The organism is Dyella sp. (assembly GCF_035685885.1).
Lineage (GTDB): Bacteria > Pseudomonadota > Gammaproteobacteria > Xanthomonadales > Rhodanobacteraceae > Dyella.
Genome location: NZ_DASRZX010000082.1, coordinates 23,839 through 40,074 on the forward strand (window position 1 = coordinate 23,839; position 16,236 = coordinate 40,074).

The following is a 16,236-nucleotide window of genomic DNA, read 5'->3' on the forward strand; positions in this document are numbered from 1 at the left end:
AGCTGTACTTTTGGGTCAACGCCGCGCAAGATCACGCGTTGTTCACGTCCTATGGCCGTGAAGTCCGCGGCCTTTGTTTCGGGAGACAACGCATGCGGCGAACCTTTGTTGTGGGATGCCCACGCTCCGGCACCACCATCGTGCAGGCGCTGCTGGCGCGGCACCCGGCGGTGTATACGCTCCCGGAAACGGCGTTCTTCGAACTCGCCCACGGCGACCTCGCCTGGCGCTGGGGCGACAGCCAGGCCCGCCCGCAGCGGCGACACTGGCGCCAGCGGCTGGGACTGACCCGCCGCCACATGCGCGACACCTTCGCCGCCCTGCACGATCGCCTGACCGGCCAGCCACCGCGCAGCCGGGGCCCCTTGTTCATGGGGTCGCTGTCCCGTCGCTTCCTGGCCCTGCTGGACCGCTCCGCGGCGGCGGCAGGGCGCAGCATGTGGCTGGAGAAGACCCCCAATCACCTGCTCTACATCCACGAGATCGAGGCGCTGGCGCCCGATGCCCGCTTCATCCATGTGGTGCGCCGGGGCACCGACGTGCTGGCGTCACTGGCGGATGTGTACCTGCGCTTCGAGAACGACGACGCGTTCGGCGGTGGCACCGTGCACTGGGCGCGCCGATGGAATCGCGCCGTGCAGATCCACGGCCAGCACGTAGGGCGCGACCATCATCATTTCATCTTCCTCGAAGACCTGATCCGCCAGCCCGAGGCCGAATGGGAGCGGCTGTGCGCGTTCCTCGACCTGCCCCCGGACGCTCCGCTGGACAACGCCTGCCAGCAGCCCATCGCCAACCTGGAACACGAGCCCTGGAAGCTGTCCGCCATCGAAGGCCAGCTGCGCCAGTCGGACGCCAAGGTCGACAGCCTGTTCGGACCCAAGCTGCAGCGCTGGCTGCAGAGCCACCTGGCTTCGTACGACGAATTGCGCTCGCAATGCTTCGCCGACCGCACGCGCTCCACCCATGCCACGGACGAGGCCTACGAGGCCCAGACGGCCAAGGCCGGCTGAGCCCTCCCCGGGACTCAGCCGCCGGGCACCGGCACTTCGCTGGCGCGGTTGAAGTCGCCGATGGCTTCGACCAGATCGGTCACCGCCAGCCGTTCCACCTCGGTGAGATCCGGGTTCCAGCTGTCGAGGATCATCACCACGCGGGTACGCTCGCTGCGATTCCACGCTTCGTGTTCGAAGGTGTCATCGAAGCTCACGCACTGACCTTCTTTCCACTCGTGGATCTCGCCACCTACGTTGATGGCGCAGTCTGAAGGCACGATCAGCGGCAGATGGGTAACCAATCGCGTATTGGTCACGCCGCGATGCGGAAGGATATGCGTGCCGGGGCGCAGCACGGAAAACAGTGTTTCCGGCGCATGGTCGCGAATGCGCACCAGCGGCAAAGCATTGAGCAGATCGGACGTTCGCGGGCAGCGCGCGCAGTGCTCGGCGAAATGTTCGCCATGACGATAGAAGAAGTACGCGTCCCACGCCGCCGGCTGCGCGCCCGAGGAACGCAGGTGCCCTTTGAGGTCTTCCTGCGATTGCTCGCCAAGGAAGGGCTCCAGCGGCTGGTTTTCCGCCAGTACGGCCAGCAGTTCGTTGCGGATCGCCTCGGTGGCGCCTTCCAGGTCCGCCTGCCAGGGAAACCGCGAGGCCGGGTAGTAGGGCTGGCTGGGCACACCCGGGAAATACAGGAACTTGGGCTTTTGCCGAGGATCGGGCAGGTTGGCTGGCTGCTCGCCCAGGTAGATGGCCAGGCATTGCTCCACCCGAGTGAGCTCCGAGCGCCCGTAGCGCTCGCGCAGTGGCTGCAGCACCGCGTCGAACGTGCTGCGGCGACCCGCGTCGATGAAGCGCATGGCGTGCTTCACCGCACCTTGGATCCCCGGCGCCGTGGTGTCGTCGCTCAGCCAGCGCCCCTGTGCCTGTGCAGTGTTCACCGCGCCGAAGTACGCCAGCACCGCATCATGCGATTCGCCCAACTGTTCCAGCGCGATGCCCAGGCGCAGGCGCGCCACGAACATGTGTGGCGCGACGTCCAGGCCCCGCCTCAGGCTCGCCACGGCGCCCTGAAGATCCCCTGCGCTCAGTTGTGCAGCGCCCAGCTGGTGCAGCACGTCGCCGTTCAGGGGCTGTGCAAGTGCCGCCGCCTGCAGCATCGTCACCGCGCGCGCCGAGTCACCGCGCATCAAATGGCGGCCCGCCACGAACTGCAGCGCTTGAGCATCGTCAGGCAGCTGTTCCAGCAGGCGCGCGAAATACTGCTCGGCCAGCATGGCGTCACCCTGGCGCAGGCCATTCAGCGCCATCTCGCGCAGGGCGACAACGCCCTCGTGCATTCCACTGTTCATTGCGACCTACACCCCATGGCGCCCGCGCCATCCCCCGGAATGCCGCGAGTGTCACCACGGCTTGTATGGGCATAATAGACGCGTTTGCACACCCCGCATGTGCCTGTGCAGTTTCGCCGGAACCGCGGGGAAAACCACACCCGGAGCCGTGTCATCGATGAATGCGCGTTTGCAGGGACTGGGGCCGTCCGCGACCCAGCAGGTGATGATGGCCGGCCAGGCACTGGACGCCGGCCGCGTGGACGAGGCCGACCAGCAACTGGCGAAAGTGCTCGCCGCCTACCCCGATCATCCCGAAGTGCTGCGCATGCGTGCCGGCGTGCTCAGCCTGCGTGGCCAGCACGCCGATGCCATCCACACCATGCAGCGCGCATTGGCATACCGGCCGCAGGACGCGTTCTATCACAACACGCTGGGCTCGCTGCTTGGCACCGCGGGCCAGTACGAAGCGGCGATCGATGCGCTGCGCAAGACCTGCGAGCTGCAACCAAGCTTGGCGATGGCCTGGTACAACCTGGGCGTCATGCTGACCAAATGCGTGCGCAACGAGGAGGCCACCGCGGCGCTGCAGCGCACGGTATCGCTGGCGCCCGACCATGCGCCGGCACGCGCGATGCTCGCCGACATCCTGCGCACGCGCGGCCACACCGAAGAAGCCGCCGCCGAATATCGCAAGCTGATCACCCTGCAGCCCACCGCCGGCATGGCGTGGTGGGGGCTTGCGGACCTGCGCACGCAACGCTTTTCAAGCGATGACATCGCGCAGATGCAGCGCGCGCTGTCGTCGCCGCACGCCAGCGACGATGACCGCAACGCCATCGGTTTCGCGCTCGCCAAGGCGCTGGACGAAGCAGGCCGCTACGAAGATTCGCTGAAGGCGCTCGAGCAGGCGCATGCCATCGCGTTGCGCCGCCAGCGCTGGGACGCGAAGACCTTCTCGGCCAGCGTTGCCAACCTGCGTGCCGCGTTCGATGCATCGAGCACGTCGGCGCCGGAAGAGCTTGGCCGCGAGGCGATCTTCATCGTGAGCCTGCCCCGCTCCGGCTCGACGCTGGTCGAGCAGATCCTCGCATCACATTCCAGCGTCGAAGGCGCCGGCGAATTGCCCGACCTGCCCCATGTGCTGGTCGAGGAATCGCGTCGACGAGGCAAGCCGATCCTGGCGTGGGCGCCGGAGATGCAGGCGGCCGACTGGGAGCGCCTGGGTCGCCGTTATCTCGAACGGACGGCGCACTGGCGCCGCGAGCGGCCCTGCTTCACCGACAAACTGCCCAACAACTGGCTCTACATCGGCGCCATACGCGCCATGCTGCCCGGCGCGCGTATCGTGGTGTGCCGGCGCGATCCGCTGGAAACCTGCTTCTCCTGTTACCGCCAGCGCCTGGACAGCAACAACGGTTACAGCAACACCTTCACCGACCTCGCCACCTTCTGGCGCGACTTTGATGCCAGCGCCGCGCATGCGTCCGAAGCGTTCCCCTCGAACGTGCAGGAGCACAGCTACGAGGCCCTGCTGGACTCGCCGGAAACCAGCATCCGCTCGCTGCTCGCGTTCTGCGGTCTGCCGTTCGAAGAAGCCTGCCTGTCGTTCCACCAGAACCAGCGCGCGGTGCGTTCGCCCAGCGCCACGCAGGTGCGCCAGCCCTTGCGCCAGGACACGGCGCATGCCGCGCGCTACGGCGCCCTGCTGGATCCCTTGCGCCAGGCACTGGACCTGCCGCTGTTTGCGTCATGACCATGTCGCCCGGTCGGGTGACGCCGGCGCATCAGCCCCTACTCGATGCGCTCGTGCACGCGACGGAAGAAGAGTGGCTCGCCAGCGCGCGGGCGCGGATGCTGCAAGGACAGGTCGACATCGCGCACGCATTGTTTGCGGCAGCGGGCGCACGCTTTCCGGCGTCGCGGGAAGTACGCCTTGGACTGGCCGGCGCGTGTTGGCAACGACAAGAAACAGGGACGGCCGAAACGCTGCTTGAGGAGTGGCTGGCGGACCATCCTGCGGACGACGCCGCTGCGTTCCTGTTGGCCCGCCTGCTGCGCGAACAAGGGCGCCTGCAGGCCGTGGGCGCCGTCATGCGCCGATGGGCGCAGCACGGCCCTCACGATACGGACGCCATCATCCAGGCCGTTGAAATCCTCGACGACTACAGCCGTCCCGGCGATGCCGCCTGGATTTGCGAGTCTGCACTTGCGGCCGGAAACCAGGACCCCCGATTGCACGCCTATGCAGGCATGCTGGCGATCCAGCTAGGAGACTTTGCGCGCGTCCGCGAGCATTACGCGTTCGCGCTCAGCCATCAGCCGCAAGCCGTCGAGTGGAACATTCCCATCGGCCTGTCGGGACTGCAGCGCTACCACGACGAAAGCCATCCCGATTTCGCCTTCTTCCGCGATGCCCTCGCGCGCGCCGACCTGAGCGACCGCACGCGCATGACGACACTGTTCGCGCTGGGCAAGGCGTATGACGACCTCGGCGACCTGCCGCGTGCGGTGGACTGCTTCCGCCGCGCGAACGCGATGGGACTGGCAACGAGCCAGTGGTCGCGCAAGGCATGGAAGCGATGGGTCGAGGCAAGGCTGGCCAGTGCGCCTTGCCCCTTCGCACCTTCGGCTACCTGCCGCGGGACACCGGTATTCATCGTCGGGGTTCCGCGTTCCGGCACCACCCTGCTTGCCGAACAACTTGCGCGCCATCCCTCCGTCCGGCATCGCGGCGAGCTGGGCTGGCTCCAGGTGATTGCGCAGCGCCTGCTCGATGCCAAACCCGATGCTAGCTTCGTGCAGCAGCAGGCGAGCCTCTACGAGGCACAGCTGCGCCAGGACGACGTCGAAGGCGCAGACTGGTTCATCGACAAGCAGCCACTCAACCTGATGCACGTGGACGTGATCCTCGCGCTGTGGCCGCACGCGCGCATCCTGTACTGCCAGCGAAATCCGCGGGACACCGCCTTGTCGCTGTGGACGCAATCCTTCCACGACCACGCGCATGACTACGCCTACGACATGGGCGACATCGCCGCCGTGATCCACGGCTGCCGGCGGTTGATGGACCATTGGTGCAGGCGTCATCCCGCATCCATCCATACCGTGGACTACGAGCAACTGGCCGCCGAGCCGGCCCGTGTAAGGCAGGCGGTGTCTGTGTGGCTGGGCTTGCCCGAAGCGTCGTGGACGGAGGTTTCCACGAGTCACGCCATCAGCACCGCCAGTGCATGGCAGGCGCGGCAGCCGGTGTATACGCGCTCGATCGGACGTTGGCGGCGCTACCTCGACGTGTTGCCGGAACTGTCTCAGCTGCCCGAGCGTTAGTCCGCCATCGTGCCGAGTGCCTGGCGCAGCGGCGCCAGCTGCGTTTCGTAGTGACGCCACTCCTGGAAGAAACGCGCGTGGATACCCTCGCGCACCTGTTCCATGCTGGGCGTCGCGACGGCTGACTTGTTGCGCGTGACATCCACGCAACCGTCTTCCCATGCCAGATCGCAGAACGCGAGGATCTTGCGCGTCATGGTTTCCGGGTCGCGCACCAGCTCGCCGTAGGGCACGTCGAGGATCTGCCCCGGCATGGCTGCATGCCAGTGATCCATGACCCGGCGATATTGCTTGTAGTGCGCAGCAAGCGCCCGCTGGTCGTAGCTCCAGGGGAAGGCCTCGCCCAGCATCGCCCTGAAGTTGGAGAAGCACACATCCATGGGGTCGCGCACCAGATTGAGGATGCGCGCCTGCGGCAGCGCGCGTCGCATCAGCCCTGCCACCATCCAGTTGCGCGGCAGCTTGTCGGTGAAATACCGCGACTTGGGCGCCCGCCACTGCGTCTGCATCAGATAGCGACGCCCCAGCTCCGCATAGTCGATGCGAGGCAGCCGCTGCAGTACGTGGTCGTCCAGCGTGACGCGATGATCGCTGGCCCAGCGCAGCTGGAAGCCGAAGTCGTCCAGCTCGCCCGCCGATACCACCTGGGAATGATTGCCCAGCACGCGGTCCAGCAATGTCGTGCCCGAGCGGGGCATGCCGATGATGAAGATCGGTTGCGGACCTTCGTTGACCACCTTCTCGGGCTGCAGCAGCTCGGGCGTGCAGCGCTGGATCAGGCGATCGAACAACTGGTCCGCCTGCTCGTCGCTGTAGGACTGGCGGCCATAAAGGATGGCGTTGCCCTGCGCCAGCGCCTGCCACGCCTCGTCGTAGCGGCCAAGGTCTTCCAGCTCCTTGTAGCGCGCGAACTCGATCGCAGCGTGGTCCTCGCTTCCTCGCGGCACCGCCTGCAACCGCTGCCCCAGCGCATCGAGGTGATTGCGTTGGGCCGTCTGTTTGCGCGTGCGGCTAAGCGCCAGCGACGCGCGCCCGAACGCCGGATTGATCCGCAGGCAGGCGTCCAGCGCCGCCTCGGAAGCGTCGAGGTGGCCGTTGAAATTCAGCTCCTGCGCATACTGAAAATAGAAGTCCGGATGATTGACACCTGCCGCGCGCGCGCGCTCGAACAGCGCCAGCGACTCAGGGTGCTGACCGAGCATCTTGCGCAACACGGCCGCGTGCATGAGGGCCGGTCCGTCCTGCGTGTGCTGCAGGGCCGGATGATCCAGGCACGATTGCGCGGCCGCCGATTCGCCCGTGCGCTGCAAGGCTGCTGCCACGTGACAGACCAGCCGGGGATCCATCGGCAGCTGCCGCGTGGCCGCCAAGGCCTGCGCCGCGGCGTCGCGCACGCGCTGTTCGCCAAAGGCCAGGTCCGACAGGATGAGCCGCGTAGGCACATGCGCGGGATCGCGCTGCGCCAGCGACTCCAGCGTGACCCTCGCGGGCGCGAACTGGCGTTCCGCCAGATAGCGCTGCGCACGCTCCCACAACTTCTCGTTCGTCTGCTGCATCAGATGACCCCAAGCGCTCTCGCCCGAGCTTAACCGCTGACGCCGACTACCGCATCGACGGGGTAGCCCCAATGACGCAGCATCGGTTCGAGTATCGGCAGCACCGGCTCGAACTGGGCCCGGTATTTCAGCCAGCGATTGAGCCCTTTGCGGTTCACCGGCTCGATCACCTGCGAATAGCTCGGCGTGCCGATGTAGCCCTTGCTGCGCGCGTGCTCGTCGAACGCGTGCATGGGCGCGGCATCCTGCAGTTGCAGGAATTGCGCGATGCCCGCCGCATGGCGCGGGAAATCATCGACCAGGTCCTCGTAGCGCGACACCAGCACGTTGGGCGCAAACGTCTGCACGTCCGCCAGCCAGATCTCCATGGCCTGCGCATAGGCCCGCGCCAGCCGCTCGATGCTCTCGCAGGCGGCGGCAAGAATGCTGGCCCGGAAATTCTGCATGTAGCAACTCAGGATCACGTCGCACGGGTGGCGCACGGCGAGGATGAACTTCGCGTCTGGGAACAACCGGTAGATCAGCGGCAGCCACATCATGTTGAGCGGATTCTTGTCCACCAGCTGGGCATCCCAGCGCCGCGGGATGCGCTCGGACACCATCAACACGTACTGCTTGCGCAACTCATCGACGTCGCGCTGCTGCAGCATCCCCAGATCATCCAGCAGGCGCGTGTCATGGCGACGGAGCTTATCCGCCAGCCGGTTGAAGAAAGGATTCTCATCCATCGACTGCAGGCCCGGATGCGCATCGAGCATCTGCTCCAGCAGCGTCGTGCCCGATCGGGGAAAGCCCACGATGAATACCGGCGAGTCCTTTGCTTCGGGTGCCACCAGCGCGGGCCAGCGCGCGTACTGCGCCGCGCTCACCTTGTGGATGACGGCGGGCAGCGGATCGGCGCCGGCCTCGAAATGCTCGGGGGAGGCGATGCGCGTCTCCTCCGTCTGCAGTCGATGTGCCGTGCGCAAGGCCCGCATGGCGTCATCGACATCGCCCTGCTTGTCGTACACCTGCGCGAGGTTGAAGTAATGCGTGAAGTCCGCCGGATGACGCGGACCCGCCTTTTCAAGCAGCTGCCGTGATGTGGGCAGATCTTTCCGTCGCGAGGCCAGGGCGGCCAGCACGTGGTCTACTTCCCTGCGCACCTCGTCACCCGCGGCGCCATCGATGCCCAGGAAGGGCTGCACCATCGCTTCGGCTTCGGGCAGGCGATTGAGCCGCTCGTAGATATTGGCGAGCAGCAACCGCGCCTCGACGTGTCCCGGATTGCGTGCGAGCAGGTCTTCCAGCAGCACGGCCGCGGCTGGCGTGTCGCTCATCTGGTTATGCAACTTGGCCAGTTCGAGCTGCAGCGGATCGTCATTGAGCGGCAACCAGCTGCGCCACGGGCCGAGGAGATCGTCCGCGCCCTGGAAGTCCTGGCAGAGGCAGCACGCCTTGGCCGCAAAGATGCGGACGGCTGGCAGCTCCCTGGCGCGTTCAAAGGCATCCAGCAGGGCCTCGCGCGCTTCGAAATAGCGTTTCTGCTGGATCAGCAACAAGCCGTACTGCAGGCACGGGATCGCGTTTTGCGGGTCCAGGGCCACGGCCTTCTTGTAGGCATCTTCGGCATCCGTCGCACGGCCCGATGCACTCAGCGCGACGCCGAGATTGCACCAGTGCACGCCGCTGCCGGGAGCAAGGCGCGTCAGCTCCTCGTAGATGGGCAATGCCTCCGCTTGCCGTCGCTGGTACTGCAGCGCGATGGCCAGCATCAGCAAGGCATCCTCGTCCCGTGGATGGACGTCCAGGCAGGCGCGGCAAAGCCGCTCGGCTTCGGACAGCTGGCCTTGGGCAATCGCTGAGGCAATCCGGGAAGTCGTATCGGGAGTCATGGCCAAAAAAAGAGGGCCGCGTGAGACATTCACGCGGCCCTGCAAGGTTAACGCCTGGACAGACGCTTTAGAACTTGACCGTCACGCGAGCCCAGAAGTAGCGGCCCATCAGGTCGAAGTCGCTCGGGTCGGTGTTGGCGTTGAGCGTGTTGTTGGCATACAGCATGGGCGGCTGCTTGTCGAACACGTTGTTCACGCCGAAGTCCAGATGCGTGTTGAGCGGTTCGATGTTGTAGCCGATCGACACGTCGTTGTACGTCGTCGCACCGTACTTGTACTCCGCACCATGGATCGTGCAGTACGAGCCGTAATAGCAGGTGCCGTCCGGGAACACATCCTGCGACGGGCTCTTCGAACCCATCTGGAAGCGGCCGATGTAGCGCAGGCGCCAGGACAAGTCCCAGCCACCCATCTGCCAATCCACGAAGGCGTTGGCGCGCCAGCGCGGGAACAGGCAGACACCCGAGTTATCCGGACAGGCAGCTGCCTGGGCCGAACCGTAAGGCAGCAGGTGCCCCGCGTTGTGGTAGGTGGTGTTGGCCGGCGTACCCGGCGCCGTGTTCTGGTCGTAGTACTTCAGGTAGGTGCCGTTGATGCCCACCGTGAACTGGCCGAAATCGAACTTCGGCAGCTTGTAGTTGAGCGAGAAATCCACGCCACCCGTGTCCGTGCTGCCCAGGTTGCCGGTCGGCTCGGTGAACTGCGAGGTCAGCTGGCCCTGGTTCGGGCCACTGTCGAAGCGATGGATGAACTGGCAATACACCAGCTGGCCAGCGCTACACAGGTTGAGCACGCTCTGTGCACCCACCACCGTGATGATGTTGTTGAGGTACACATGCCACACGTCAACCGTGCCCGACAGACCCGGCGCCCACGACGGGCTGTACACCGCGCCCAGGTCGAACGACTTGCCCTGTTCCGGCTTGATCGGGAAGCCCGAGTACTGCGAGCCACCGGTGATCGTGCTGAGCTGCAGGTTCTGCTGAACGACCGTATTGCGGAAGCTGCCGTCCGTCGGCACGTTCACGCACGCCGGGTTGGCCGGAGCGCCCGTGTAGCCGTCGCAAGGATCGCTGGAGATACGCGGCGCGTCAGCCGACGGTGCACCGTAGACTTCCGTGATGTTCGGGGCGCGGAAGACCTCGGCCATCGTGCCACGCAGCAACAGGTCGTCGAACGGCTTCCATTCCAGGCCGAACTTGAAGTTGTTGGTGCTGCCGAAGGTGCTGAACTTCGAGTAACGGTCACCGACGGTCAGGTTCAGCGACTGGGCGCCCGGCAGGCCGGTCAGGATCGGGAAGAACGCCTCGGCGAAGAGTTCCTTGACGTTGTAGCCACCGAGCAGGCTGGCCGTACACTGGCTGCCCAGCACGCAACCGCCGGTCGCCGGATCGATGTTGAGCAGGGGATCGACAATCGCACGCTGGTATTCCTTGCGATAGTCGGCGCCCACGGCCAGCTGGACAGCACCGGCCGGCAGGTCGAACACCGCACCGTTGATACCGGCGTGGTAGATCCGCTCGATCGAGTAGGTATCGCTGAGGGCCGGCACCGCCGCCTTCTGCAACGCCGCCACCGAGCCTGCCGAGTGCAGGTCGAACGGGTTGAAGTTGGGATCGAGGCCATTACAGCCATTGGTGCCATCCGCCGGTGCCGCTCCGCCCGGAGCCACGCACATCACCTGGCCGTTGATCATCGACGACGGACCGGTGTACAGGTTGTTGGTGTTAGGCAGACCCAGCGTGGTGGTCTTGACGCTCTGGTGGCCGTAGTCGAAGCCGACGTCCCAGTTCCAGTCCTTATCCCAGACCGTGAAGTTGCCCTTGAAGCCGGTGGCGATCTGGCCGTTATCCGTACCGAACTTGGCCTGGCGATTGCCGATCTCGGTCAGGCGGGCGTTGTAGGTGTTGGCGCCCGAACGGAAATCAGTGCCGAACTGGTTCCAGTAGTTGTCAGCCGAGATGTTCAGCGTGCTCTGGGCATACGGCGGCGTCGCATAGATAGCCGGAGCCAGCTGGAACTGCGACGAGGTCTTGTTGTAGTAGGCGTCCATGTAGACCTGGACGTTTTCGGCCAGGTTGTAGGTGCCCATGATGAACGCATTGGTGCGTTCCTGCGGCGTCATCACCAGGTTGACGGTCGCGTAGTTGTACTTGTCGCTGTTCGCGCCGTTGTTCTGGTAGCAGTGATAGTTGGTCGGGTCGACCACCTGGCTGTTTCCGCCTGGCGTCAGCGCGACGAACGAGCAGCCGAAGGTACCCTTGAGCGCGGCCGGCAACTGGATATGGCCGTACTCGGACGAGGTGGAACCACCGATATAGGTGGTGGGCGGCTGAGGCGCGGACGGACCCAGGCCGTTGGTACCGTAGCGGGTCAGCGAGTTCTTGGAGAAGTCGCGGGAACCGGCGAGCACGCCTTCCTGCTTGTTGTACTCGACGCCGCCGACGATGCTGCCCTTGTCGGAGGTGTGGCCGAAGGTGAAGGTGTAGCCGCTCTGGTCACCGTCATTGCGATCGGACTCGCCGACATTGGCGGTGAAGGTGGCGCCTTCGTAGTTCTTGCGCAGGATGAAGTTGACGACGCCGCCGATGGCATCGGAACCGTAGGTTGCCGAGGCACCGTCGGTCAGCACTTCGATGCGCTCGATCATGCTGGCCGGAATGGCATTCGGGTCCGTGCTCAGGACGCGATGGCCATCGACCAGGATCAGCGTACGGTTGGAACCCAGGCCGCGCAGGTTGATGCTCGACTGGCCCGAGCCGCCGCCGTTGTTGGTCTGTGGGTTGACGTTGCCGCCGGTCATGGCCGGCAGCTGCTGCACCAGGTCACCGAGCGTCTGCTTGCCGGTGGCTTCGATCGTCGAGCGATCGATGGTGATGACCGGACTGGCCGTCTCGACGTCTACACGGCGAATCAGCGAGCCGGTAACCGTCACCGTTTCCAGCGTCTTGCTCTTGGCCTGATCCGGCGGCGGTGGTGGTGGCGTGGTGGTTTGCGCATCCTGCGCGAAAGCTGCAGTGCCGTAAGCGCTTGCCGCCAGCATGCCCAGCGAAAGCGCCAGGCGCACCGACGTGCAGAGTTTGTTTTCCCCGAACTTCATGAGAACACCCTCCCGTTATTTATTTATGACCGGATTTGAGATTTTCCCCGCCTCAAACCCGCGCCCGAGTCGCCCGTAAAAAAGGGGTTAGACCTTGGTCTACAGCGCTGCGCATTTATCACGCTTTACTTACAGAGAGTCAATTAAATCTATACAGCAAGAAATAAAGCTGCCACGGCAGTAAACGCAGTAACTTTCGATACCTACCGATTATGTGAAGATCATCTGGTGCCAATGTGACAGCAGCCCCCTGCCGCATTCACCATTGCTGCGCTGCACCGACCTTCGTGTGAAGGCGGTGAAACCAAAGTGAAGGCAGCCCGGCCAGATGTTAAGACACCGGCCAGGCTGATGATTCAACGGGTTTTTTACTCGCCGCCGCTTTCGTCTTCGAAGCGCAGGTGTTTAACACTGCGGCCGCGGCGCCGGACCAGCTTCAGCGCCTCAATACCAATGCGTATATGGCGCTCGACGAATTGACTCGTCACGCTTCGATCACTTAACTCTGTCTTAACGCCCTCGGGAATCATCGGCTGATCCGAGACCAAGAGCAGGGCGCCACACGGAATCTTGTTGGCGAAGCCGGCCGCGAAGATGGTGGCCGTCTCCATGTCCACCGCCATGCAGCGGGTCCGGCGCAGGTAATCCTTGAAGGCCTCGTCGTGTTCCCAGACCCGGCGGTTGGTGGTGTACACCGTGCCGGTCCAGTAGTCGTAACCGAGGTCGCGGATCGTGGTGGACACGCCACGCTGCAACTGGAAGGCCGGCAATGCGGGCACCTCCGGCAACAGATAGTCGTTGGAGGTGCCTTCGCCGCGGATGGCGGCAATGGGCAGCACCAGGTCGCCGATGGCGTTCTTCTTCTTTACGCCGCCGCACTTGCCCAGGAACAGCGCGGCCTTCGGGGCGATGGCGCTGAGCAGATCCATCACGGTGGCGGCATTGGGGCTGCCCATGCCGAAGTTGATCAGGGTGATGCCATCGGCAGTGGCGTTGGGCATGGGCTTGTCGCGACCCTGCACTTCCACGCCGTGCCATTGCGCGAACAGGTCAACGTAATGGCCGAAATTGGTGAGCAGGATGTGCTCGCCAAACTGCTCCAGCGGCGTGCCGGTATAGCGCGGCAGCCAGTTGGAGACGATCTCCTGTTTGTCCTTCATAAGACCCCTTGGGTCAGCGCAGCGTTTGTTGTCCCGCTACGCGTTACCGGCGACGCCACGCCGGCAAGATGCCAGATCCGTGCGCGCATCTTACCCGCTGGAGCACGCTGGCAGGCGTCCGCATCGCGCGGTCTTTGCATTTTCTTGAAGCTCGCCTGTCCACGATGTCTCCGTCACAGGGAGACATGCCATGGTGTTACTGGGTTGGTTGATTGCCCTCGTCCTGATGCTCGGGCTCGCCTTCGTAGGCCGGGGCTGGTGGGCGTGGGTGGCCCCCGCAGCTTTGCTTTTCGCGGTCTGGTGGCTGCACGGCATCGCGGCACCCGGCCTCTTTGATGTGCTGCTGATCGGCACCGCGGTACTGGCACTGGTGACTGGCCTTCCGCCCTTGCGCCGTATCTTGTTCGCGCGCGCCTTGCTGCCCAGGCTCGCCAAGGTCATGCCGAGACTGGGCGATACCGAACGCATCGCGCTTGAGGCCGGCACGGTGTGGTGGGACGCGCAGATCTTCTCCGGCCAACCCGACTGGGCGATGTTGCAGGGCTTTGCATGCAAGCCGCTGTCGCCAAAGGAACAGGCCTTCATGGATGGCCCGGTGACGAAGCTGTGCGAGATGCTCGACGACTGGCAGGTCGAACAGGACCGCGACCTCTCGCCCGAGGTGTGGGACTTCATTAAGCGCGAACGCTTCTTCGGCATGGTGTTGCCCGAGCAATACGGTGGCCTGGGCATGTCGGAGATCGGCCACTCGCGCGTGGTCACGCGCATCGCCACGCGTTCGGTGGCGGCGGCCGTCACCGTGATGGTGCCCAATTCGCTGGGACCGGGTGAGCTCCTCGTGCATTACGGCACCGAAGAACAGAAGCAGCGCTATCTGCCTCGCCTTGCGGATGGCCGCGACGTGCCGTGTTTCGCCCTCACCGGACCCGAGGCCGGTTCCGACGCGGCGGCCACGCAGTCCGAAGGCATCGTCGAATGGGGACAGTGGCAGGGCGAGCAGGTGATCGGCCTGCGGCTCAACTGGAACAAGCGCTATATCACCCTGGCGCCGGTGGCGACGCTGATCGGTTTGGCCTTCCGTTTGAAAGATCCCAACGGCCTGCTGGGTGGTCCGGCCGATCGCGGCATCACCTGCGCATTGATTCCGCGCGACCTGCCTGGCGTGGTCATCGGCAAACACCACGATCCGATGGGCGTGCCCTTCGCCAACGGGCCGATCGAAGGCCATGACGTGTTTGTCCCGATGGACGCCATCATCGGCGGCGTCGAACAGGTGGGCCATGGCTGGCGCATGCTGATGGAAAGCCTCGCGGCCGGTCGCTCCATCTCCTTGCCCGCCCTGGCCGTGGGCGCAGCGCAGATGGCCACGCGCATCTGCGGCGCCTATGCCACGGTGCGCGAGCAGTTCGACACGCCCATCGGCCGCTTCGAAGGCATCGAGGAACCGTTGGCGCGCATCGCCGGCCTTACCTACCTGATGACGGCAACGCGCACGCTAACCTGCGGTGCGCTCGATGCGGGGGAAAAGCCCGCCGTGCTCGGCTCCGTCGCCAAGGCCTATCTCACCGACGCCATGCGCGAAGTGGTGAGCGATGCGATGGACATCCGCGCCGGCGCGGCGATCCAGCGCGGTCCGCGCAACGCGCTCTCGCGCATGTGGATGTCGGTGCCCATCGGCATCACGGTGGAGGGCGCCAACATCCTCACGCGCTCGATGATAATCTACGGCCAGGGCGCGATCCGTTGCCACCCGTGGGTGCAGAAGCTGATCGACGCCATCGCCGGCAAGGACCTGATGGCCTTCGACCGCTGCACCTTCGGCTACATCAGCTTCGTATTCACCCGCGGCGTGCGCTCGCTGCTGCTGGGGCTCAGCGGCGCGCGCTTCGCTTGTGCACCCGGTGGCGAACTGCGCCGCCAGTACCAGCACCTCACGCGATTTTCTTCCGCGTTCGCCTTCATCTCGGACATGTGCATGGTCACGCTGGGCGGCACGCTCAAGCGACGCGAAAAAATCTCAGGGCGCCTTGCCGATGCACTGGCCTGGCAATACCTGGCGGCGGCCACGCTGAAGCGCTATCACGACGAGCCCAAGCTCGCCTCCAACTATGATCTCGCGCGCTGGGGCGTCGCGCTGGCGTTGTACCGCACGCAGGAAGCCCTGCGCGGCGTGCTGGACAACCTGCCGTCCGGCTTTGTCGCCGGGTTCGCACGGCTGCTGATCTTCCCGCTGGGCGCCCGCTTCCGTCCGCCTTCGGACCTGCTCGGGCAGCGTGCGGCGCGCGCCATCCTGGAAGACCGCGAGGCGCGCATCCATCTCACCGAAGACATCCACGTGCCCGGCGCGCACGAGCCTGGCCTCGGCGAACTGGAGGCGGCGCTGGACAAGGCCGTACGTGCACTGCCGGTGGAAACCAAATTGCGTGACGCCGTGCGCGCCGGTCGCCTGGATCGTGCCCCCAAGGACGAACTGGACGAACGTGCACTGGCCGCCGGCGTGATCACCCGCGAGGAATACGCCACGCTGAACGAGGCAAACGACGCGCGCGATGCCGTGGTACAGGTCGACGCGTTCGAGCCCGGCGTTTATCGCCAGCTGCGCTAGAAAAAGTCCTAGGGCATGCGCCAACGGTCAGGGTCGGCAGCCATGGAGGCGCGTGCTATGTTGGCCGCGTCAACGACTGGGGGGTGACACGATGCGGATGGGACTGGCGATCGACGCGGCTTGCGACCTGCCGCAGGCGTTCCTGCAGAAGCACAACATCGCAGTGATGCCCATCACCATCCATGTCGACAACGAAGTCTTCATGGACAACCGCAACCAGGTTGAACTCCATCGTTTCCTGGATCGCAACCTCGGCAGCCGCAGCCATGCCGCCGAAACGCT

At 65.1% G+C, this 16,236-nt stretch carries 10 protein-coding genes; 5 read left to right on the forward strand and 5 right to left on the reverse strand.

The annotated features are described in order from the left end of the window. Positions 1–92 precede the first annotated feature (92 nt). A complete protein-coding gene (locus VFG49_RS10070) occupies positions 93–1,013 on the forward strand; it encodes a sulfotransferase (protein ID WP_324860027.1) in 921 nt (306 codons plus the stop codon). A gap of 14 nt (positions 1,014–1,027) precedes the next feature. Here VFG49_RS10070 and VFG49_RS10075 read toward each other — a convergent pair whose 3' ends face one another. After that, a complete protein-coding gene (locus VFG49_RS10075; RefSeq protein ID WP_324860029.1) occupies positions 1,028–2,338 on the reverse strand; it encodes an aspartyl/asparaginyl beta-hydroxylase domain-containing protein in 1,311 nt (436 codons plus the stop codon). Between the two features lie 169 nt (positions 2,339–2,507). On the opposite strand from VFG49_RS10075, the gene VFG49_RS10080 reads away from it, so the two are divergent. Further along, positions 2,508–4,085: a tetratricopeptide repeat-containing sulfotransferase family protein gene (locus VFG49_RS10080; RefSeq protein ID WP_324860031.1), complete on the forward strand. Its 1,578-nt coding sequence runs from the start codon at positions 2,508–2,510 to the stop codon at positions 4,083–4,085. Beyond that, on the forward strand, positions 4,082–5,659 hold the full coding sequence (locus tag VFG49_RS10085) for a sulfotransferase (RefSeq protein ID WP_324860033.1): 1,578 nt from the start codon (positions 4,082–4,084) through the stop codon (positions 5,657–5,659). The genes VFG49_RS10080 and VFG49_RS10085 overlap by 4 nt, the downstream gene beginning before the upstream one ends. On the opposite strand, the gene VFG49_RS10090 is transcribed toward VFG49_RS10085, so the two are convergent. The 4 genes from VFG49_RS10090 to VFG49_RS10105 form a co-directional block, all read right to left on the reverse strand. Continuing rightward, entirely contained in the window at positions 5,656–7,215 is a 1,560-nt protein-coding gene (locus VFG49_RS10090; RefSeq protein WP_324860035.1) for a tetratricopeptide repeat-containing sulfotransferase family protein, read from the reverse strand. The genes VFG49_RS10085 and VFG49_RS10090 overlap by 4 nt on opposite strands. A 29-nt stretch (positions 7,216–7,244) precedes the next feature. Continuing rightward, positions 7,245–9,089, reverse strand: a complete 1,845-nt coding sequence (locus VFG49_RS10095) for a tetratricopeptide repeat-containing sulfotransferase family protein (protein WP_324860037.1) — start codon at positions 9,087–9,089, stop codon at positions 7,245–7,247. 67 nt (positions 9,090–9,156) lie between these two features. Next, on the reverse strand, positions 9,157–12,189 hold the full coding sequence (locus VFG49_RS10100) for a TonB-dependent receptor plug domain-containing protein (protein WP_324860039.1): 3,033 nt from the start codon (positions 12,187–12,189) through the stop codon (positions 9,157–9,159). Between the two features lie 368 nt (positions 12,190–12,557). After that, positions 12,558–13,349 carry an AMP nucleosidase gene (locus VFG49_RS10105; protein WP_324860041.1) on the reverse strand — a complete coding sequence of 264 codons (792 nt, stop codon included), beginning with the start codon at positions 13,347–13,349 and terminating at the stop codon, positions 12,558–12,560. Between the two features lie 190 nt (positions 13,350–13,539). Here VFG49_RS10105 and VFG49_RS10110 point away from each other — a divergent pair, with 190 nt between their 5' ends. Together VFG49_RS10110 and VFG49_RS10115 are read left to right on the forward strand one after the other, a co-directional pair. Then, on the forward strand, positions 13,540–15,954 hold the full coding sequence (locus VFG49_RS10110; protein WP_324860043.1) for an acyl-CoA dehydrogenase: 2,415 nt from the start codon (positions 13,540–13,542) through the stop codon (positions 15,952–15,954). Between the two features lie 97 nt (positions 15,955–16,051). Continuing rightward, the coding region (locus VFG49_RS10115) for a DegV family protein (RefSeq protein WP_324860049.1) at positions 16,052–16,236 on the forward strand (185 nt) is incomplete at its 3' end.

Bases quoted from the DNA above. Each gene is read 5' to 3' on its own strand.
- VFG49_RS10075 (WP_324860029.1), bottom strand. From the start codon at position 2,338: ATGCACGAGGGCGTTGTCGCCCTGCGCGAGATGGCGCTGAATGGCCTG.
- VFG49_RS10090 (WP_324860035.1), bottom strand. From the start codon at position 7,215: ATGCAGCAGACGAACGAGAAGTTGTGGGAGCGTGCGCAGCGCTATCTG.
- VFG49_RS10110 (WP_324860043.1), top strand. From the start codon at position 13,540: ATGGTGTTACTGGGTTGGTTGATTGCCCTCGTCCTGATGCTCGGGCTC.
- VFG49_RS10085 (WP_324860033.1), top strand. From the start codon at position 4,082: ATGACCATGTCGCCCGGTCGGGTGACGCCGGCGCATCAGCCCCTACTC.
- VFG49_RS10080 (WP_324860031.1), top strand. From the start codon at position 2,508: ATGAATGCGCGTTTGCAGGGACTGGGGCCGTCCGCGACCCAGCAGGTG.
- VFG49_RS10105 (WP_324860041.1), bottom strand. From the start codon at position 13,349: ATGAAGGACAAACAGGAGATCGTCTCCAACTGGCTGCCGCGCTATACC.
- VFG49_RS10100 (WP_324860039.1), bottom strand. From the start codon at position 12,189: ATGAAGTTCGGGGAAAACAAACTCTGCACGTCGGTGCGCCTGGCGCTT.
- VFG49_RS10070 (WP_324860027.1), top strand. From the start codon at position 93: ATGCGGCGAACCTTTGTTGTGGGATGCCCACGCTCCGGCACCACCATC.
- VFG49_RS10095 (WP_324860037.1), bottom strand. From the start codon at position 9,089: ATGACTCCCGATACGACTTCCCGGATTGCCTCAGCGATTGCCCAAGGC.